General features: G+C 56.1%; 20 protein-coding genes and 1 rRNA gene. 7 read left to right on the top strand and 14 right to left on the bottom strand.

Going from position 1 to position 19,231, the window contains the following annotated elements; genetic code table 11:
- From R0I78_RS13985 to R0I78_RS13935, 11 genes are all read right to left on the bottom strand, one after another.
- A partial coding sequence (locus tag R0I78_RS13985) for a GTP-binding protein (protein ID WP_317074864.1) occupies positions 1–363 on the bottom strand: 363 nt, incomplete at its 3' end.
- A 60-nt stretch (positions 364–423) separates the two neighbouring features.
- Positions 424–2,523, bottom strand: coding sequence for an elongation factor G (gene fusA / locus R0I78_RS13980; RefSeq protein ID WP_019935974.1), 2,100 nt, complete (start codon positions 2,521–2,523; stop codon positions 424–426).
- Between the two features lie 75 nt (positions 2,524–2,598).
- Positions 2,599–3,069 carry a 30S ribosomal protein S7 gene (rpsG, locus tag R0I78_RS13975; protein WP_019935973.1) on the bottom strand — a complete coding sequence of 157 codons (471 nt, stop codon included), beginning with the start codon at positions 3,067–3,069 and terminating at the stop codon, positions 2,599–2,601.
- A gap of 84 nt (positions 3,070–3,153) precedes the next feature.
- Complete coding sequence (rpsL, locus tag R0I78_RS13970; protein WP_019935972.1) at positions 3,154–3,528, bottom strand: 30S ribosomal protein S12; 375 nt, start codon at positions 3,526–3,528, stop codon at positions 3,154–3,156.
- A 237-nt stretch (positions 3,529–3,765) separates the two neighbouring features.
- Positions 3,766–4,050 (bottom strand): sulfurtransferase complex subunit TusB, encoded by a 285-nt coding sequence (gene tusB, locus R0I78_RS13965; RefSeq protein ID WP_317075764.1) that lies wholly within the window; start codon positions 4,048–4,050, stop codon positions 3,766–3,768.
- Between the two features lie 6 nt (positions 4,051–4,056).
- The gene (gene tusC / locus R0I78_RS13960) at positions 4,057–4,413 is read right to left on the bottom strand and encodes a sulfurtransferase complex subunit TusC (RefSeq protein WP_317075763.1); all 357 of its coding nucleotides are present in this window, start codon (positions 4,411–4,413) and stop codon (positions 4,057–4,059) included.
- Entirely contained in the window at positions 4,413–4,814 is a 402-nt protein-coding gene (gene tusD / locus R0I78_RS13955; protein ID WP_019935969.1) for a sulfurtransferase complex subunit TusD, read from the bottom strand. Before tusD ends, tusC begins: the two co-directional genes overlap by 1 nt.
- A gap of 50 nt (positions 4,815–4,864) precedes the next feature.
- Positions 4,865–5,248: a RidA family protein gene (locus R0I78_RS13950; protein ID WP_019935968.1), complete on the bottom strand. Its 384-nt coding sequence runs from the start codon at positions 5,246–5,248 to the stop codon at positions 4,865–4,867.
- A complete protein-coding gene (locus R0I78_RS13945) occupies positions 5,245–5,928 on the bottom strand; it encodes a transcriptional regulator (protein ID WP_245541437.1) in 684 nt (227 codons plus the stop codon). The genes R0I78_RS13950 and R0I78_RS13945 overlap by 4 nt, the downstream gene beginning before the upstream one ends.
- A 157-nt stretch (positions 5,929–6,085) precedes the next feature.
- Entirely contained in the window at positions 6,086–6,580 is a 495-nt protein-coding gene (gene ilvN, locus R0I78_RS13940; RefSeq protein WP_019935966.1) for an acetolactate synthase small subunit, read from the bottom strand.
- On the bottom strand, positions 6,580–8,298 hold the full coding sequence (locus R0I78_RS13935) for an acetolactate synthase 3 large subunit (RefSeq protein WP_026344937.1): 1,719 nt from the start codon (positions 8,296–8,298) through the stop codon (positions 6,580–6,582). The genes ilvN and R0I78_RS13935 overlap by 1 nt, the downstream gene beginning before the upstream one ends.
- A 708-nt stretch (positions 8,299–9,006) precedes the next feature.
- Between R0I78_RS13935 and leuA the strand changes: the two genes are divergently transcribed.
- Genes leuA through leuD form a run of 4 tightly spaced genes read left to right on the top strand, consistent with a single transcriptional unit; the run spans position 9,007 to position 13,682 of the window.
- Complete coding sequence (leuA, locus tag R0I78_RS13930; RefSeq protein ID WP_019935964.1) at positions 9,007–10,572, top strand: 2-isopropylmalate synthase; 1,566 nt, start codon at positions 9,007–9,009, stop codon at positions 10,570–10,572.
- A gap of 2 nt (positions 10,573–10,574) precedes the next feature.
- A complete protein-coding gene (gene leuB, locus R0I78_RS13925; RefSeq protein WP_317075762.1) occupies positions 10,575–11,675 on the top strand; it encodes a 3-isopropylmalate dehydrogenase in 1,101 nt (366 codons plus the stop codon).
- Positions 11,675–13,072, top strand: coding sequence for a 3-isopropylmalate dehydratase large subunit (gene leuC / locus R0I78_RS13920; RefSeq protein ID WP_317075761.1), 1,398 nt, complete (start codon positions 11,675–11,677; stop codon positions 13,070–13,072). The genes leuB and leuC overlap by 1 nt, the downstream gene beginning before the upstream one ends.
- Before the next feature lie 10 nt (positions 13,073–13,082).
- Complete coding sequence (gene leuD, locus R0I78_RS13915; RefSeq protein ID WP_317075760.1) at positions 13,083–13,682, top strand: 3-isopropylmalate dehydratase small subunit; 600 nt, start codon at positions 13,083–13,085, stop codon at positions 13,680–13,682.
- A 47-nt stretch (positions 13,683–13,729) separates the two neighbouring features.
- On the opposite strand, the gene R0I78_RS13910 is transcribed toward leuD, so the two are convergent.
- Positions 13,730–14,020: a PilZ domain-containing protein gene (locus R0I78_RS13910; protein ID WP_019935960.1), complete on the bottom strand. Its 291-nt coding sequence runs from the start codon at positions 14,018–14,020 to the stop codon at positions 13,730–13,732.
- Between the two features lie 147 nt (positions 14,021–14,167).
- Between R0I78_RS13910 and thiB the strand changes: the two genes are divergently transcribed.
- The 3 genes from thiB to thiQ are packed head-to-tail and all read left to right on the top strand — an operon-like array spanning position 14,168 to position 17,437.
- Complete coding sequence (thiB, locus tag R0I78_RS13905) at positions 14,168–15,139, top strand: thiamine ABC transporter substrate binding subunit (RefSeq protein WP_317075766.1); 972 nt, start codon at positions 14,168–14,170, stop codon at positions 15,137–15,139.
- Positions 15,139–16,737, top strand: a complete 1,599-nt coding sequence (thiP, locus tag R0I78_RS13900; protein ID WP_317075765.1) for a thiamine/thiamine pyrophosphate ABC transporter permease — start codon at positions 15,139–15,141, stop codon at positions 16,735–16,737. Before thiB ends, thiP begins: the two co-directional genes overlap by 1 nt.
- The gene (gene thiQ, locus R0I78_RS13895) at positions 16,721–17,437 is read left to right on the top strand and encodes a thiamine ABC transporter ATP-binding protein (protein WP_317075759.1); all 717 of its coding nucleotides are present in this window, start codon (positions 16,721–16,723) and stop codon (positions 17,435–17,437) included. Before thiP ends, thiQ begins: the two co-directional genes overlap by 17 nt.
- A gap of 31 nt (positions 17,438–17,468) precedes the next feature.
- Here thiQ and R0I78_RS13890 read toward each other — a convergent pair whose 3' ends face one another.
- Positions 17,469–18,848 (bottom strand): PhoH family protein, encoded by a 1,380-nt coding sequence (locus R0I78_RS13890; RefSeq protein WP_019935956.1) that lies wholly within the window; start codon positions 18,846–18,848, stop codon positions 17,469–17,471.
- A gap of 250 nt (positions 18,849–19,098) precedes the next feature.
- A 5S ribosomal RNA gene (gene rrf / locus R0I78_RS13885) occupies positions 19,099–19,213 on the bottom strand.
- Positions 19,214–19,231: the final 18 nt, after the last annotated feature.

Raw genomic sequence — 19,231 nt, 5'->3', positions numbered from 1 at the left:
CAGGATGTGCTCACGGGTTTGCGGCATGGGGCCGTCGGTAGCAGCTACTACCAGGATAGCGCCGTCCATCTGAGCAGCACCGGTGATCATGTTTTTCACGTAGTCAGCGTGACCGGGGCAGTCAACGTGAGCGTAGTGACGGGCTTCGGTGTCGTACTCAACGTGAGAAGCGGCGATGGTGATACCACGGGCCTTTTCTTCCGGCGCGTTATCGATCTGATCGTAACCGCGGGCAGAGCCACCCATTTTCTTGGCCAGAACGGTGGTGATGGCGGCGGTCAGAGTGGTTTTACCGTGGTCAACGTGGCCGATGGTGCCAACGTTTACGTGCGGTTTCGTACGTTCAAATTTTTCTTTAGACACGGACTAGTCCTTCCTGATTTGCTCCCGCCCGGCAGGGCGGGAAGATTTAACAAAGATTAATTAACCTCGGCGGACAGCAATCACTGCCTCGGCCATGTTCGCAGGCACTTCGGCGTACTTGGCAAACTCCATGGAGTAGGAAGCACGGCCCTGAGACTGAGAACGCAGGTCGGTAGCGTAACCGAACATTTCGGACAGCGGAACCAGGGCATTGATAATCTTGCCGGTGACACCGTCTTCCATGCCTTCAATGATGCCACGGCGACGGTTCACATCACCGATAACATCACCCATGTACTCTTCCGGCGTTTCCACTTCCACCTTCATCAGCGGCTCAAGCAGAACGGGGTTACATTTCATGAAACCCTCTTTAAACGCCATTGAGCCGGCGATTTTAAAGGCCATTTCGGAAGAGTCAACATCGTGGAAGGAGCCGTCATACAGAGTAACCTTGAGGTCCTCGATGGGATAACCAGCGAGTACACCCTGCTTCATCTGCTCCTGAATGCCCTTGTCTACAGCCGGAATGAATTCCTTGGGAATCACGCCGCCCACAACGGCATTTTCAAAGGTATAGCCGGCACCTTCTTCCTGGGGCTGGATTTTAATCCAGACATGGCCAAACTGACCACGACCACCAGACTGGCGCACAAACTTGCCTTCCTGCTCCACAGACCCACGAATGGTTTCACGGTAGGAAACCTGGGGCTTGCCCACGTTGGCCTCTACCTTGAATTCGCGTTTCATGCGGTCCACGATGATGTCCAGGTGCAGCTCACCCATACCGGCAATAATGGTCTGACCAGATTCTTCATCCGTCCACACACGGAACGAAGGATCTTCCTGAGCCAGACGACCCAGGGCCAGGCCCATTTTTTCCTGGTCGGCCTTGGTTCTCGGCTCAACGGCAACGGAAATAACCGGCTCGGGGAATTCCATCCGCTCCAGAATGATGGGAGCCGCAGGTGCACACAGGGTGTCACCGGTGGTTACATCTTTCAGGCCGATGGCGGCGGCAATGTCGCCGGCACAAACGGATTTAATTTCTTCCCGTTTGTTCGCATGCATCTGTACGATACGACCAACCCGCTCGCGCTTGTTCTTCACCGGGTTCAGCACCGTATCACCGGTGTTGACCACGCCGGAATAAGCGCGGAAGAAGGTCAGGTTGCCCACAAAGGGATCCGTAGCAATTTTGAAAGCCAGCGCCGCAAAGGGCGCCGCATCGTCGGCGGCTCGGGTGTCAGGCGTTTCGCCGTCTTCCTTCACGCCGGCAATGGCAGGTACTTCCACCGGAGACGGCAGATATTCCACCACTACGTCAAGCATGGCCTGCACACCCTTGTTTTTAAACGCGGATCCACAGGTAACCAGGATGATTTCGTTGTTAAGCACACGTTGACGCAAACCAGCCTTGATTTCCGCCTCGGTCAGCTCACCGTCTTCCAGGTATTTCTCCATCAGCTCTTCGCTGGCTTCGGCAGCGGCTTCAACCAGATTCTGGTGCCACTCTTCGGCCAGTTCCTGCATGTCTTCAGGCACATCGTGGTATTCAAAGGTGGTACCGTTGTCCGCCTCATTCCAGTCAATGCCTTTCAGCTTGACCAGATCAACCACACCCTTGAAGCCTTCTTCGGCACCAATGGGCAGCTGCACCGGTACCGCCACCCCTTTCAGGCGGGTTTTGATCTGTTCGACCACCCGCAGAAAGTTGGCACCGGTACGGTCCATTTTATTGACGAAGGCAATGCGCGGAACGTGGTATTTATTGGCCTGACGCCATACCGTCTCGGACTGCGGCTGAACACCACCCACGGCGCAATACACCATAACGGCACCGTCGAGCACCCGCATGGAACGTTCTACTTCAATGGTGAAGTCAACGTGTCCGGGCGTGTCGATGATGTTGATACGATGCTGAGGGAACTGATGTTCCATACCGTCCCAGAAACAGGTTGTTGCTGCGGACGTAATGGTAATACCACGCTCCTGCTCCTGCTCCATCCAGTCCATGGTCGCCGCACCCTCGTGGGTTTCGCCGAGCTTATGGTTAACACCGGTATAGAACAGAATGCGCTCGGTAGTGGTGGTTTTACCGGCGTCTATGTGCGCGCTGATACCGATATTACGGTAACGCTCAATCGGGGTTGTACGAGCCACAATAAGATCCTCTTGCCAAGGTCGAATGTCCTTCGTGAGCCACAGAGGGCGCGGCTTGCGCCGCGCCCGCTCTCATTACCAGCGGTAGTGAGCGAAGGCCTTGTTGGCTTCGGCCATGCGGTGAACGTCTTCACGCTTCTTCACGGCAGAGCCTTTGTTTTCAGAGGCATCCATCAGCTCACCAGCCAGACGCTGGGCCATGGATTTTTCGCCACGCTTACGCGCAGCTTCTACCAGCCAGCGCATGGCCAGGGCGTTACGACGTACGGGACGCACTTCAACTGGCACCTGATAGGTGGAGCCACCTACCCGGCGGGATTTAACTTCAACAGTAGGACGAACGTTGTCCAGGGCTTCTTCAAACAGAGCCAGGTGATCTTTGCTGGTTTTGGCAGCAACGATATCCAGGGCACCGTAAACAATCTTTTCAGAAGTAGACTTCTTGCCGTCTACCATTACTACGTTTACGAATTTTGCCAGCAGCTCAGATCCGAACTTGGGATCCGGCAGAATTTTACGCTGGCCGATAACGCGACGTCTTGGCATTGCTAACTCTCCGTAGCTTCAGGATTAACCCAAAACAAAACAGGTTAAAAAAATAAATGTTTGGCCTTACTTAACGGAGAACCATTAAGCCTTGGGCTTCTTGGCACCGTACTTGGAACGGGCCTGACGACGGGCAGCAACACCTGAAGTGTCGAGCGCGCCGCGAACGGTGTGATAACGCACACCGGGAAGGTCTTTAACACGACCGCCACGGATCAGAACCACAGAGTGTTCCTGAAGGTTGTGACCTTCACCACCGATGTAGGAGTTCACTTCGAAGCCGTTGGTCAGACGAACACGGCATACTTTACGCAGTGCGGAGTTCGGCTTCTTCGGAGTGGTGGTGTATACGCGGGTGCAAACACCACGCTTTTGCGGGCAGGCTTCCAGCGCAGGCACGTTGCTTTTAGCAACGATTGCTTTACGCGGCTTGCGAACCAGCTGGTTAATAGTTGCCATTAACAGCTCCTGATAATGTCGTTCTACAGTTGAAAAAATCCATCCCCAAATGCGGGGACGCAAAATTCTATTCCTGCCCGCTGGGCAAGTCAAGATTTATACAGTTGCTCACTCTCATCGGCAGACAGTAACGGGGATGCCGGAGTCGACCGTCAAATGTCATGGACGACATTTGCCGAGCGTCCCATGGATGGGCTGGAAGCGTGTCGACGTAGATAACCCCGTTGCGGTCTGCTTTCACCACGCCGTGGGGCTGCCCTGGCTGGTCACCAGCTCAACAAAGCCAGCCATGGTCAGCGGTTTGCCGATAACGGACTCAAGGCCGCGGGCGGCCAGGTCTTCACTCATTACATGCAGACAGCCGGCATCGGCAAGAGGCTGCAACCGCTCCTGCCAGACCGGTACAGTGGCGGCAATCACGCCATCCTGCCACAGTAATAACTGATCACCGGGCTGCAGCAACTGCAGCGCCAGCTCAAGGCTCTGATGACTGAAAGGAGAGTGTTTAACGGTATGCAGCATACGTCCTCAGAAAGTCAGCCGGACATCATACTCGCCCAGCAGGCGGGTTAATTCTTCTTGCGTGCAGGCTTGCGCCTCAATGCACAAATCAGCCAGCGCAAGATTGCGCTTCATCAATGCGTCGGCACAGACATAGATATGCTCAATATCATACAGCTCCAGCAGGCCAAAAGTGGGCGCATAGTCCCTGCCATGAATAGCCGCCGGTGCCTGAGCCGATTTCAGCTGATAAACGCCATCACCGATAAAGAACACCGCCAGCTCTTCACTCAGGGCCGACGTGGCCAGCACCGCATCCAGTCCTTCCCGGCCTGCAGCACTGCCATGAGGTGGTGTATGGAAGATAAAAGCGACCTTGTTCATCAGAATTGCACCACCCTGTCTGCAGTCAGAGCCGCCTGCGCCAGCGCGCCCAGACCACTCAGTCGGAAAGGGGCAGCAACATTGCCGGTGCCCAGGCCGGCCTCTGCGGCACAACTATCGTCACACAGGCCCCGGCGCAGGGCTGCTGCCACACACAGGTCAAGGGTGAGCTGATGACGCTCGGCAAGCGTGACCCAGGCCCGGTGCACATCAAACTCGTCACTGGCGGGCTGTACCAGACGACTCCCGTTGTGTACCCCTTCCTGATAAAAAAACACACTGTCGAGCACATGACCCTGTTCCAGCACGGCACTGGCAAAGCGCAGGGCATCAGCGGCAGCCTGGCTGCCGTAGCAGGGCCCGGTGATCAAGAGGGCAAAGCGCAGAGAAGCTGGAGTCATAACGGGTATCCGTTGCTGAAAAAAGAGCGGCTCGAGCCGCTCTTGAAAGGTTACTCAACCAGAGCGATGGCTTCCACTTCCACCAGCACGTCTTTGGGCAGACGAGCTACTTCAACACAGGAACGAGCAGGCGCACCAGCGGCAAAATAACTGGCATACACTTCGTTAAAGGCCAGGAAGTTGTTCATGTCGGACAGGAAGCAGGTGGTTTTGACCACGCTGGTGGCGTCGGCACCGGCTTCCGCCAGCACGGCCATCAGATTGTCCATTACCTGCTTGGTCTGAGCCTCAATGCCGCCTTCCACCACATCCATGGTGGCCGGATCCAGCGGGATCTGACCTGAGGTATAGACCATGTTACCCACGCGGGCAGCCTGAATGTATGGGCCAATGGCAGCGGGAGCCTGATCGGTGGCAATTACGGTTTTAGTCATGGGTTCTCCTGGTTATTAGGCGATAACTCTTCATCATCGCGTTTTTTCTGTCTGATATAGAGATAGACAGTGTGTTTGGAAATGTTGAGCTTGTCCGACACCATGGCAATGGCGTCCTTGATATCGAAAATGCCCTTTTCAAACAGGGTAGTCACAATTTGCTTGTTCTTGGCATTATTGGCCACATGAGGATCGGCATTAATCGCATCTATGGTGCGTTCCACCGTCAGGGTGACCAGCTCTTCCACATTATTGCTGAAGTTTTCTGCCGAGGTTTGCGGCCGCTCATTTTCTGGCGGTAACAAGTCGCTCATCAGCTCATGCAAGGGGGCACTCAGATCCAGGTGCACACACAACAACATTAAAACCTCACCATCGCGCACCAGTTGCAGCAAGCTGCGCACTGGCGCACCAAGGCGCTGATGGGTCAGGCACAGACGCTCATTCCGGGTATGATACAGCTGACTCAGCAGCCGTTGCTCGGTCTCGCTCATGGCGGCACCAGGCTGGCGGCTGCTGCCGGCCAGATAGACGGCAACACCTTCCGGCTGATGCAGGCTGTACACGACGACTTCGCAGTGACGACCATAGAGTGTTGCTAACCCTTCGGCCAGCTGGGCATAACTCTCGGACACTCCTTGTGATGGCGTTGTCAGTGCCTTGGTAACTGTTGTATTCAATGCTTGAGCCATCCCCTGCTTCCACCCTGTTCTCTGGCTCTGATTTTCAATCGCTGATGGTGAATGTCAACTTTTTTTGAAACCAGACATGAGAACTGAACTCCAGGAATAAAAAAACCGCCTGCGGGCGGTTTTTTCTTCTAAGGCAACTGACGGATCAGGCGCGCAGGGATTTTTCACCCCGGGACACACCGCACACACCGCTGCGTACTACTTCCACCACTTCGGTAGTTTCGCTCATATTGCGTATAAAAGCGTCAAGCTTGTCACTGGTGCCCACCAGCTGCACCGTATACAAATGCGGAGTGACGTCCACAATCTGGCCCCGGAAGATGTCGGCGGTACGCTTGACTTCATCCCGGTTGGACCCGTCGGCGCGCACCTTGACCAGCACAATTTCACGCTCGATATGATCCCCGTCGGTCAGGTCGCTGACCTTAAGCACATCCACCAGCTTGTTGAGCTGCTTGGTGATCTGCTCGATCACCCGCTCGTCACCGCTGGTGACGATGGTCATGCGTGACAGGGTGGGATCCTCTGTGGGTGCCACTGTCAGGGTTTCAATGTTATAGGCCCGCTGGGAAAACAGCCCCACTACCCGGCTCAGGGCACCGGACTCGTTTTCCAGCAACAGGGAAATAATACGCCGCATCAGGTTCGCTCCGTTTTGCTTAACCACATTTCATCCATGGCTCCGGTCTTGATTTGCATGGGATACACATGCTCTTCCGGATCGATCTGAATATCCATGAATACCAGCTTGTCGGTCAGGGAGAAGCATTTCTCCAGGGCCGCGTCCAGCTCGGCCGGATCCGTGACCTTCATGCCCACATGGCCATAGGACTCGGCCAGCTTGACGAAGTCGGGCAGCGAGTCCATGTAGGAATGACTCTGACGGCCTTCATAGAACATCTTCTGCCACTGCTTCACCATGCCCAGGGCGCTGTTGTTCATGGAAATAATTTTCACCGGTATGTTGTATTGCATACAGGTGGACAGTTCCTGAATGTTCATCTGAATGGAGCCGTCACCGGTCACACACACAGACACGGCATCGGGGCAGCCCAGCTTGGCGCCCATGGCGGCAGGCAGGCCAAAGCCCATGGTGCCCAGGCCACCGGAGTTGATCCACTGGCGCGGCTTGTCGTAGGGATAGTACAGGGCGGCAAACATCTGGTGCTGACCCACATCGGAGCTGATGATGGCCTTACCTTCAGTAATGCGGTACACCGCCTCCATCACTTCCTGAGGCTTGATGTATTTATCACTTTTTTCATAACTCAGGCACTTGCGGTCACGCCACTGCTCGATCTGCGCCCACCAGTCACTCAAGGCCTGAGTATCGGGCTTAAGTCCGAGCTCACGAATGGCGTCGAGCATCTGCGCCAGCACAGCGTCGGCTGAGCCCACGATGGGAATGTGCGCAGGAATGGTTTTGGAAATAGAGGTCGGATCCACATCCACATGCACTATGGTGGCATGCGGGCAGAACTTGGCCACGTTATTGGTTACCCTGTCGTCAAAGCGGGCACCAATGGCCAGGATAAGATCCGAGTTATGCATGGTTTTGTTGGCTTCATAGGTGCCATGCATGCCCAGCATACCCACAAACTGCTTGTGCGTGCCGGGCATGACACCCAGGCCCATCAGGGTGTTGGTGACCGGCAGATTAAACTGCTCGGCTAGCTGCACCACCAGATTGCTGGCATCGGCAGTAATAGCACCGCCCCCCACATACATCACCGGGCGCTTGGCCGCGGCCAGGGCCTTCATCGCTTTTTTGATCTGCCCCTTATGGCCTGTTCCTGTGGGATTGTAGGAACGCATATCCACGCTGTCGGGGTAAACGTAAGGATGCTTTTCCTTGGGGTTCTGAATATCTTTAGGCAGATCGACTACCACCGGGCCGGGGCGACCGGATGCGGCAATGTAATAGGCCTTTTTAATGGCCAGAGGAATATCGGACGCCTTCTTGCACAAAAAACTGTGTTTCACGATAGGGCGGGAAATACCGATCATGTCGGTTTCCTGGAAGGCATCGTCACCAATATAGTGGGTTGGCACCTGGCCGGACAAGACTACCAAAGGAATAGAATCCATATAGGCAGTAGCAATACCGGTAATACAGTTGGTCGCACCCGGGCCGGACGTGACCAGCACGGTACCCACCTTGCCGGTTGCCCGTGAATAGCCATCAGCCATGTGCACGGCCGCCTGCTCGTGGCGCACCAGCACATGCTCTATTTTGCTGTTTTCAAACAAGGCATCATAGATGTCCAGTACCGAGCCTCCGGGATAACCAAACAGGTAATCTATCCCCTGGTCCTCCAGCGCTCGTACGACCATTTCTGCGCCTGATAACATCTCCATGGTAAAGCCCTCCAGGCTCTGCTCCGTTCACTTTGCCTTCCTTTAGGCAGCCGCAGGCGGGCACGCTGTGCGCACTGCTAAATGAAGGTTCTTATATTTATAAAACAACAACTTACAACAGCCAGGCTGAAGATAAGCAGAAAAAGGATGAAAAATCACCTTAACCTGCTTTAAATCCGTTGTCCACGGGGGCTTTGCAATTCTGCCTGCTCCGCCTGAAACAGCCTGCCCATGCTGCTTTGCCGGTACCAGCACCAGCCCCGGGTGCATGCTGGTGCCAGTGTTTAAAGCCTGACCGAAAAGACCTGAAAGGTCACTTAAGACAACAACAAAACAACAGCCCAACATTCAAGATAAAAAGCAAAACTATAAACAAGAATAACACTATAAACGCAGTATAAAACACTACTTAAATGCCAATATGCCGTTTATAAAAAGAGTGAAACCATACTTTCCCGGCGCAGCCAAAGTTGACAGCACCGCTGTTAATCGTTATCTGTATAGCGTTGTTAACGGATTCTTTCTGATGTGAGTGACCATGCAAAAACAAATTCAGCTACTACTACTAACCAACAAGGTGCTTTAGCGCACGGGGTTAGGCGTAGCTGGAATTTATCATTCACACAGTTTCACACTTAAAAACCCGTGCCGTCCGCACGGGTTTTTTTATTCTGCTTCGGGCGGCACGGACACACAGAGGAAAGCGACATGTCGAACCAGGTCATTTTATTCGATACCACCTTGCGGGACGGTGAACAGGCGCTTTCCGCCAGCCTGTCCGTCAAGGAAAAACTGCAGATCGCCCAGGCTCTGGAGCGCCTCGGTGTTGACGTGATGGAAGTGGGCTTTCCCATTTCCTCTCCCGGCGATTTTGAATCAGTGCAGACCATTGCCCGTCATATCAAAAACAGCCGGGTCTGCGCCCTGTCCCGAGCCCTCAAGGCCGACATCGACGCCGCCGGCGAGGCGCTGCGGGTGGCGGATCAGTTCCGTATTCACACCTTTATCTCTACCTCCGACATACATGTGCAGAGCAAGCTGCGCAAAGACTTCGACTCTGTCGTGGAAATGAGCGTGGCGGCGGTCAAGCACGCCCGGGGCTACACCGACGACGTGGAGTTCTCTTGCGAGGATGCCGGCCGCACCCCCATCGACAATCTGTGCCGCATGGTCGAGGCCGTGATCAAGGCCGGTGCCCGCACCGTAAACATTCCCGACACCGTGGGCTACACAGTGCCCAGCGAGTTTGGCGGCATTATTCAGACCCTGTTTGAGCGGGTACCCAATATTCACGAAGCCGTGATCTCCGTGCACTGCCACGACGACCTCGGCATGTCGGTAGCCAACTCTATTGCCGCCGTACAGGCAGGTGCGCGCCAGATTGAATGTACCATCAACGGCATCGGTGAGCGGGCCGGCAACTGCTCGCTGGAAGAAGTGGCCATGATCATGAAAACCCGGGGCGAATTGCTCGGGGTACATACCAATATCAAGCACCAGGAAATCTACCGGACCAGCCAGCTGGTGCGTAACCTGTGCAATATGCCGGTACAGCCCAACAAGGCCATCGTCGGTGCCAATGCCTTCTCGCACTCTTCCGGTATTCACCAGGACGGCGTACTGAAAAACAAGAACACTTACGAGATCATCACTCCCGAAAGCATTGGTTTACCCAAGAACCAGCTTAACCTGACTTCACGCTCCGGCCGCCACGTGATCAAGCACCGCATGGCTGAGATGGGCTACTCCGAGCAGGACTATGATCTCGACACCCTTTACACCAGCTTCCTCGCGCTGGCAGACCGCAAGGGCCAGGTATTCGATTACGATCTGGAAGCCCTGGTGTTCTTCAGCCAGATCCACGAAGAGCCCGAGCAGTTCAAGCTCAAGTACCTGAGCGTGCAGTCCGGCAGCAATGTCATGTCCACCGCCAGTGTACGCATGGAAGTGGGCGGCGAGATCGTTAATGAAGCCGCCGTGGGTAATGGCCCGGTAGATGCCGTGTACCAGTGCATCAACCGGGTAACCGGCTATGACATTCGCATCGACAAATACGAACTGCAAAGCAAGGGTGAAGGCAAAGATGCACTGGGTCAGGTGGACATCGTCGCCGAGTACAAGGGCCGTAAGTTCCACGGCATGGGTCTGGCCACCGATATCGTCGAGTCCTCTGCCCAGGCATTGATTCACGTGATTAACTGCATTTACCGGGCCGAGCAGGTCGCGGAAAAGAAAGAAGAAATTCAGAAAAAAATTCGTATGGAGACAGTGTGAACATGAGCGCAAGCTACAAGGTCGCGGTATTGCCGGGTGACGGCATTGGCCCGGAAGTGATGGCCGAAGCCATTCGGGTGCTGGATAAAGTGCAGGCCGAGTTCGGCCTGCAGCTGGACTACAGCCATTATGATGTGGGCGGCATCGCCATCGACAACCACGGCAGCCCCCTGCCCGCCGCCACCCTGGCCGGCTGTGAAGCCGCCGATGCCGTACTGTTCGGCTCTGTGGGCGGCCCCAAGTGGGAAAACCTGCCGCCCAATGAGCAGCCCGAGCGCGGTGCCCTGCTGCCCCTGCGCGGTCACTTCAAGCTGTTCTGCAACATGCGCCCGGCCAAGATCTACCAGGGCCTGGAAGGCTTCTCGCCGCTGCGCGCCGACATCAGTGCCCGCGGCTTTGACATAGTGTGCATGCGCGAGCTGACCGGCGGCATCTACTTCGGTCAGCCCAAGGGTCGGGAAGGTTCAGGCCCCGAAGAAAAGGCGTTCGATACCGAGGTGTATCACCGCTATGAAATTGAGCGCATCGCCCGGCTGGCATTTGAGGCGGCCCAGGGCCGTCGTGGTGTGGTGACGTCCGTCGACAAGGCCAACGTCCTGCAGGCCTCCATTCTGTGGCGGGAAGTGGTCACCGAAATCGCCAAGGATTACCCGGACGTAACCCTGAACCACATCTACATCGACAACGCCACCATGCAGCTCATTAAGGATCCGTCCCAGTTCGACGTGCTGCTGTGCTCCAACCTGTTCGGCGACATCATCTCCGACGAAATGGCGATGATCACCGGCTCCATGGGCCTGCTGCCCTCCGTCAGCCTGAACGATCAGGGCTTTGGCCTGTACGAGCCGGCCGGCGGCTCCGCTCCGGACATCGCCGGTCAGGGCATTGCCAACCCCATCGCCCAGATTTTGTCCGCCGCGCTGATGCTGCGTTACAGCTTCAAGCAGGAAGAAGCCGCACAGGCCATTGAGCGTGCCGTGGCTGAAACCCTGGCCGCCGGTTACTTTACCGGCGACCTGTACAGCGACAAGGCCGAACACCCGGTGCAGTCCACCAGTCAAATGGGCGAGCAGATCGTATCCCGCATTCGGAGAGCAAGCTAATGGCCAAGACCCTTTATCAGAAAGTATTTGATGCCCATCTGGTGCGCAATGAAGCCGGCGAAACCCCGCTGCTCTACATTGATCGCCATCTGGTACACGAAGTGACCTCGCCCCAGGCCTTTGACGGCCTGCGTGAAAAGGGCCGCAAGCTACGCCGCCCCGACCGCACCTGGGCGACCATGGATCACAACGTCTCCACCGAGACCAATGACATTGCCGCTTCCGGTGAAATGGCCCGCATCCAGATGGAAACCCTGGCCAAAAACTGTGAAGAGTTCGGCGTGCCGCTGTATGACCTGCACCACAAGTACCAGGGCATAGTGCACGTGATCGGCCCGGAGCTGGGTCTGACCCTGCCCGGCACCACCATCGTCTGTGGTGACTCCCATACCGCCACCCACGGTGCCTTTGGTGCCCTGGCGTTCGGCATCGGTACCTCAGAGGTGGAACACGTCATGGCTACCCAGACCCTGAAACAGGGCCGGGCCAAAACCATGAAGATTCAGGTCAACGGCACCCTCAACCCGGGCATCAGCGCCAAGGACGTGGTACTGGCCATTATCGGTGAAGTCGGCCACGCCGGCGGCACCGGTTATGTGGTGGAGTTCTGCGGCAGCGCCATCGAGGCGCTCTCCATGGAAGCGCGCATGACCATCTGTAACATGGCCATCGAGCTGGGTGCCAAGGCGGGCCTTATTGCCCCCGACCAGACCACCTTTGACTATCTCAAGAGCCGCCCCTTTGCCCCCGAAGGCGAGCAGTGGGAACAGGCCGTGGCCTACTGGAGCACCCTCAAGTCCGACGAAGGTGCCAAGTTTGACGCCGTGGTCGAACTCGATGGCAACGCCATTGCGCCGCAGGTGACCTGGGGCACCAACCCGGGGCAGGTGATGCCGGTGAACGGCACCATTCCGGCACCGGAAGACTTTGACGATGCCGTGGAGCGTCAGTCTGCGGTCAAGGCGCTGCAGTACATGGACATTCCTGCCGGTGGCAAGCTCACCGACGTCAAGGTTGACAAGGTGTTCATCGGCTCCTGTACCAACAGCCGCATTGAAGACTTGCGCGCCGCCGCCGCCATCGCTCAGGGGCGCAAGGTGGCCGCCGGGGTTCAGGCGCTGGTGGTGCCTGGTTCACAGCAGGTGAAGGCGCAGGCCGAAGCCGAAGGACTGGATAAAGTCTTTATCGAAGCCGGTTTCGAATGGCGTCTGCCCGGTTGCTCCATGTGTCTGGCCATGAACAACGACCGGCTGCAGCCGGGCGAGCGTTGTGCCGCCACCAGCAACCGCAACTTTGAAGGCCGTCAGGGCCGGGGTGGCCGCACCCATCTGGTGAGCCCGGCCATGGCCGCCGCCGCCGCCGTGTTCGGTCACTTTGTCGACATTCGGGATTTATAAGGGGAATAACATGAGCGGATTCAAGCAATTAACCGGTATCGCCGCCCCCCTGGATGCGGCCAACGTAGACACCGATCAGATCATTCCCAAGCAGTTTCTGCAAAAGGTGACCCGGTCCGGCTTTGGTAAGCACCTGTTTCACGACTGGCGCTTTCTGGATGACGCCGGTGAGCGGCCGAACCCGGAGTTTGTACTTAACCAGGTGCCTTACGACAAAGCCGTGATCCTGCTGGCCCGGGAAAACTTCGGCTGTGGTTCCAGCCGCGAACATGCGCCCTGGGCGCTGGCCGATTTCGGTTTGAAGGCCGTCATCGCCCCGAGCTTTGCCGATATCTTCTACGGCAACGCCATTAACAACGGCATGGTGCCGGTACGCCTGACCGACGAACAGGTCGAGAGCCTGTTCCAGCATGTGGCGGCCAGTAAGGGTGCCGAGATCACCGTGGATCTGGAAGCCTGTGAAGTGCGCGCCGGCGAGCACGCCTTTCCGTTCGAGATTGACGAGTTCCGCCGCAACTGCCTGCTGAACGGCCTCGACAACATTGGCCTGACCCTGCAGCATGCAGATCAGATTGATGCCTATGAGGCGAAGCAGCCTGCCTGGCTGTAAGCCTGATGCAAAACGCCGGCACACGCCGGCGTTTTTATTGGCTGGCCTTAATGCACATCATCAAGGTATAACGCCACCAAATCCCCTTCTTCGCTCTGCTCTACCCGCAACACTCTGGCCATGGCCATTAATGGCGGTACCTGATCGCTGGCCGAGGGCAAGACCAGCTGCCATTCCTGTCCCGGCTCACAGCGGCCGCTTTCTACCCGCATCAATACGCCTTCCGAACTGAGATTAATGCAGGTTCCCTGAATACGTTCGCTGGTAGTGGCCAGGATCACGATCGTATTCAATTGCATTCGGCTGAATAACCGTTGCTCCTTGTTGGCTGATAACATGGGCTTATCCTTTCATGGCTGGTTTCATCAGATAAATCTTCCTACAATAGCGCTCTTACCCTTTGCTATCGGGCTCGCCGGCTCAGGCAGCCATTTCGCCCCGATACTGACACTATATAACCAGGGAGTGGCCCAGTGAAAAAGACGCTGTTTGCCTTGCTGCTGGCGGCCAGCACATCGCTGGCGGCACAAACGCCGACATTAACCATCTATACCTATAGCTCATTTGCATCAGACTGGGGGCCGGGGCCGGCCATTGAAAAAAGCTTTGAATCTGAATGCGACTGTGATTTGCAGTGGGTCGCGCTGGATGATGGCGTATCCATTCTTAACCGGCTGCGGCTGGAAGGCAGCAATACCAAGGCTGATGTGGTGCTGGGGCTGGACAATAACCTGCTGCAGGCAGCAACAGAAACCGGCCTGATTGAGAAACATGGCCTTACTCCCGAGGGGCTGACCCTGCCCGGTGGCTGGAACAACCCTTATTTTCTGCCCTTTGATTATGGTTATTTCGCCTTTATCTATAATGCCGACAAGCTGAGCCAGCCACCGGCCAGCTTTGCCGAATTGCTGGAGCGCCCAGAGCTGACTTTGCTATATCAGGATCCCCGTACCAGCACGCCGGGTCAGGGCCTGCTGCTATGGGTGCAAAAACTCTATGGCGATAAGGCGCCGGAGGTATGGCAAAACCTGGCAAAACGGACCATCTCGGTCACCAAAGGCTGGAGCGAGTCCTATGGCATGTTCCTGGAAGGAGAAGCAGACATGGTACTGTCTTACACCACTTCTCCTGCTTACCATATTGAAGCCGAGCAGAAGCACCAGTATCAGGCCGCCGCCTTTGAAGAAGGCCACTACCTGCAGGTAGAAGTCGCCGGCAAGGTAAAAAGTGCCAGCCAGCCCGAGCTGGCGGACCGTTTTCTGCAATTTATGACCACTCCCGGCTTTCAGCAGCATATTGCTGCCGGCAACTGGATGTATCCGGTGATCGACACTGAACTGCCCGCCGGCTTTAATGAGCTGGTTGTGCCGGAGCGGGCGCTGAGCTTTACTCCCGAAGAAATCGCCACACAACGTAAGCAATGGTTACGTCAGTGGCTGCACGCTACCACCCGCTGATGCTGCAGCGTTACTGGTGGCTGCCGGGCATACTTGCGGTAAGTGCCATTCTGTTGCTTACCGCCGCCCCCATTGCCGCGCTGATGACGCAAGGTGACAACAATACCACTCAGGTGTTTGCCGATCCTTACCTGCGCCAGGTGATCTGGTTCAGCTTTTATCAGGCCGGGCTGTCTGCCCTGCTCAGCCTGGGGCTGGCTGTGCCGCTGGCCCAGGCCCTGTCGCGCCGGCGCTTTCCCGGCAGAAGCCTGCTGCTGCGGCTGTTCGGGCTGTCTTTGGTGCTGCCGGTCATTCTGGTGGTCTTTGGCATGGTAGCGGTGCATGGCCGTCAGGGCTGGAGTAACACTGTGCTGGAATGGCTGGGTTTTGAGCCGGTCAGCTACCTCTATGGCCTGACCGGTATTCTGCTGGCTCATGTGTTCTTTAATATGCCGCTGGCGGCACGTATTCTGCTGCAAAATATTGAAGCCATTCCTGCCAGCCACTGGCGGCTGGCCAGCCAGTTTGGCTTTAACAGCCGGCAACTGTTTCGCTGGCTGATCTGGCCGGCCATTCGCGGAGCCCTGCCGGGGCTGGCCAGCCTGATATTTATGCTATGTTTTACCAGTTTTGCCACCGTCATGGCACTGGGCGGCGGGCCTAAATCCACCACGCTGGAAGTGGCCATCTATCAGGCATTGCGTTTCGACTTTGATCTGCCGCTGGCTGGCAGCCTGGCACTGCTGCAACTGACGTTTTGCGGTGCCTTTCTGTTACTGCAATATGCCCTCAGCAAACCGCCGGAATACAGAGGCGACAGCGTCACCACCTGTCTGCGCCACGATACGCGCTGGTGGCATACCCGGCTGACCGACGGGGTGGTACTGACGGTAGCCTTGGGTATTTTTCTGCCGCCTCTGCTGGCCATCATCACCGCCGGCCTGAATCCTCGTCTGTTGTCCGCGCTGACCTCTGCCCGGCTCTGGTCGGCGCTGGGTCAGTCCGTCACCATAGCGTTAGGAGCGGGCGTGCTGTCAGTACTGCTGACCACGTCCCTGCTGCTGACCAGCCGCCATCTCAGAATACGCCGTAAGCAACGAATAGCCGCCGGGCTGATGGAAGCCACCGGGTCTGCCATTCTGGTGTTACCTGCAGTGGTGCTTTCTACCGGCCTGTTTATTATGCTGCGCAGTGTGGCCGATGTGTTTGCACTGGGCCCGCTGCTGGTGGTATTGGTGAATGCGCTGATGGCCATGCCCTATGGTCTGCGCGCTCTGCAACAGCCCATGGCGCGGGTGGCTCATCGCTACGACCGGCTATGTACCAGCCTGAATATAAGCGGTATGGATCGTCTGCGGCGGGTGGAGTGGCCGCTGCTGCGCCAACCCCTGGCTTTGGCACTGGCACTGGCCATGATGCTGTCACTGGGAGATCTGAGTGCCATAGCCCTGTTTGGCAGTCAGCAGCTGCAGACACTGCCTTGGTTGCTCTATCAGCAACTGGGCAGTTACCAGATGACCGATGCCGCCGCCACCGCCCTGGTGCTGCTGGTACTGAACCTGGCGCTGTTTCTGTTGATTGAGCGCGTATTGGGAGGAAAGCATGCTGACACTGACTAATCTGGCCGCCAGCTATCCGGAGCAAACCCAGTGCTTTTCATTGACTGCTGCCCCGGGCACCATCACTGCACTGATTGGCCCCAGTGGTGCCGGTAAGTCCACCCTGCTGGCCATGATTGGCGGCTTTGCCAGGGTCGGCTCCGGCACGCTGAGTTTTAATGGTAACAGCCTGCTGCCCCTTACCCCTGCCGAACGGCCCATAACCACCCTGTTTCAGGATAACAATTTGTTCTGGCACATGAGTGTGCAGCAAAATATTGCCATTGGCCTGAATGCAGGGCTGCGTCTGAACGAGCAGCAGCAACAACAGGTGCAAGATGTAGCCTTACGCCTTGGCATAGACGGACTGCTGAGCCGCAAGCCGGCACAGTTGTCCGGTGGCCAGCAACAGCGGGTAGGACTGGCACGCTGCCTGGTACGCAACCGCCCCGTCTTACTGCTGGATGAGCCATTTTCGGCGCTGGATCCGGCATTGCGCTATGAGCTGTTGCAACTGTTGCGAGAGCAAACCAACCGCATGCAACTGACGGTATTGATGGTAACCCACCACCCATCCGAAGCGGCCGGCGTGGCCAATCAGATGGCCTTTATTCATAATGGCCGTATTCTGGAGCTGGGTGACGGCGAGCTGCTGTCAGCCCCCCGCACAACAGAATTAAGGGCCTATCTGGGAACAACGGCGGTGATAAGGGAGGAGTAACCCTCCCTTATCACATTCCACCCCTCACTTTTTACAAATTCTCTTCAGCAAAGGACGCCAGCCGGCTGCGCATCACGCCATTCAAGTAAATATTGGCGCTGCCTTCAAAGTCCTTAAAACGCTCGACTATGTAAGTCAGCCCGGAGGTCACCGGGGTCAGATAGTTGGAGTCAATCTGTGCCAGGTTGCCCGAGCACACCAGCTTGGTTCCTTCACCACAGCGGGTAATGATGGTCTTGAGCTGAGAAGCGGTCAGGTTCTGGCATTCATCCAGCAGCACAAAGGTATTCTGGATACTGCGTCCGCGCATGAAGTTGACCGATTTGAACTGAATATTGGCCTTGCCCATGATGTAACTGAGCGAGCCGTCCATGCATTCGTCCTGCTTGTGCAGCACTTCCAGGGTATCGGTAATGGCTGCCAGCCAGGGGGCCATTTTTTCTTCTTCCGAGCCCGGCAGAAAGCCAATGCTCTCGGCAATTTCCGGCGTATTACGGGTGACAATAACGCGGTCATAAATCCCCTTTTCAATGGTCATTTCCAGCGCCGAAGCCATGGCAAGCAGGGTCTTGCCGCAACCAGCGGGACCGGTCAGGATCACCATGTCAATATGGGGATCCAGCAGCGCATCCAGGGCCATGGCCTGATAAATATTCTTGGGCTGAATACCCCAGGCCTTACGTCCCATCATGCGTTCCCGGCCCAGGTCCACAAAACGCAGCTGACCGTCAGCCTTGCTCAGCACTCTGCCCGCAAAGTCATCGGTATCATCAATCAAATACTGATTAACATGAGCGCCGGGTAGCAACTCTTCCGAAACAGTATGGATCACTTCGCGCCCATGGGTTTCACTCTGGCACTCTCCTACCCTGTCCCAGAAGCTGTTTTCCATCTGGAAAAAACCTTTGGACAGCAGGCGTATGTCGTCCACCAACTGATCGGAACGATAATCTTCAACCCGTTCAAGACCGGCACCCTTGGCCTTGAGACGCATATTAATATCCTTGGTGACCAGCACTGCTTTGCTGGTGGCATCATGTTTCTGCAGATAAAGCGCGGTATTGATGATGCGATTGTCGGCTTCATCATCAGTAAATACCGAATAGCCTTCCGGCAGATGACGATCAGAGATAATGGCGATGCGTCCCGAAGCATCATCGTCTTTCAGGCCCAGTGATACACCGGCAACAATTTCTTCCGGCGTGGCATCACGAAAGATATCTTCCAGAGTACGAATGGCTACTCTGGCGTCCCGGCTGACGTCCTTTTGTCTGTCTTTGATGCGATCCAGCTCTTCCAGCACCGTCATGGGAATGACAACATCGTGCTCTTTGAAAGAGTAAATAGAGAGAGGCTCGTGCAGCAGCACATTGGTGTCGAGAATAAAGCGTTTGCGGTCGTAGCCGTCCATAGGCGTGCTCCCCGGGCTAAGCCCTTGTCATGGTCATGGCCCAGTTAAAGCACCGAGTCATGACAGCTTTATTACGATTTAACGCTATGCCTTTTTTATCGGTTCATCAAGCTCATAAAATGCGCGGATAGCTTGACTGGCGATAAATACAACGTTTTGAGTGCAGCTTTTGGTAACAATGTGAGGTGAAACGTATTTTTCAGAAACGAAAAAAGCCCTTCACATCAGTGAAGGGCTTTCGGTATTGGGTGCCTGGCAGTGACCTACTTTCACATGGCAGCTGCCACACTATCATCGGCGCGGTTGCGTTTCACTGCTGAGTTCGGCATGGAGTCAGGTGGTTCCACAACGCTATGGCCGCCAGGCATAAAACTGTAATTCGA

The sequence above is a fragment of the Oceanimonas sp. CAM02 genome, from assembly GCF_032842915.1.
Lineage (GTDB): Bacteria > Pseudomonadota > Gammaproteobacteria > Enterobacterales > Aeromonadaceae > Oceanimonas > Oceanimonas smirnovii.
The sequence above is the reverse complement of the archived record's forward strand: the minus strand, read 5'-3'. Positions and strand labels throughout refer to the sequence as shown.

Excerpts from the sequence above, each read along its gene's own strand:
- rpsG (WP_019935973.1), bottom strand. The coding sequence starts at position 3,069 with ATGCCAAGACGTCGCGTTATCGGCCAGCGTAAAATTCTGCCGGATCCC.
- leuD (WP_317075760.1), top strand. The coding sequence starts at position 13,083 with ATGAGCGGATTCAAGCAATTAACCGGTATCGCCGCCCCCCTGGATGCG.
- R0I78_RS13890 (WP_019935956.1), bottom strand. The coding sequence starts at position 18,848 with ATGGACGGCTACGACCGCAAACGCTTTATTCTCGACACCAATGTGCTG.
- tusC (WP_317075763.1), bottom strand. The coding sequence starts at position 4,413 with ATGAACAAGGTCGCTTTTATCTTCCATACACCACCTCATGGCAGTGCT.
- leuA (WP_019935964.1), top strand. The coding sequence starts at position 9,007 with ATGTCGAACCAGGTCATTTTATTCGATACCACCTTGCGGGACGGTGAA.
- rpsL (WP_019935972.1), bottom strand. The coding sequence starts at position 3,528 with ATGGCAACTATTAACCAGCTGGTTCGCAAGCCGCGTAAAGCAATCGTT.
- tusB (WP_317075764.1), bottom strand. The coding sequence starts at position 4,050 with ATGCTGCATACCGTTAAACACTCTCCTTTCAGTCATCAGAGCCTTGAG.
- R0I78_RS13910 (WP_019935960.1), bottom strand. The coding sequence starts at position 14,020 with ATGTTATCAGCCAACAAGGAGCAACGGTTATTCAGCCGAATGCAATTG.
- leuB (WP_317075762.1), top strand. The coding sequence starts at position 10,575 with ATGAGCGCAAGCTACAAGGTCGCGGTATTGCCGGGTGACGGCATTGGC.
- thiP (WP_317075765.1), top strand. The coding sequence starts at position 15,139 with ATGCTGCAGCGTTACTGGTGGCTGCCGGGCATACTTGCGGTAAGTGCC.
- thiQ (WP_317075759.1), top strand. The coding sequence starts at position 16,721 with ATGCTGACACTGACTAATCTGGCCGCCAGCTATCCGGAGCAAACCCAG.
- tusD (WP_019935969.1), bottom strand. The coding sequence starts at position 4,814 with ATGACTCCAGCTTCTCTGCGCTTTGCCCTCTTGATCACCGGGCCCTGC.
- R0I78_RS13935 (WP_026344937.1), bottom strand. The coding sequence starts at position 8,298 with ATGGAGATGTTATCAGGCGCAGAAATGGTCGTACGAGCGCTGGAGGAC.
- R0I78_RS13950 (WP_019935968.1), bottom strand. The coding sequence starts at position 5,248 with ATGACTAAAACCGTAATTGCCACCGATCAGGCTCCCGCTGCCATTGGC.
- ilvN (WP_019935966.1), bottom strand. The coding sequence starts at position 6,580 with ATGCGGCGTATTATTTCCCTGTTGCTGGAAAACGAGTCCGGTGCCCTG.
- leuC (WP_317075761.1), top strand. The coding sequence starts at position 11,675 with ATGGCCAAGACCCTTTATCAGAAAGTATTTGATGCCCATCTGGTGCGC.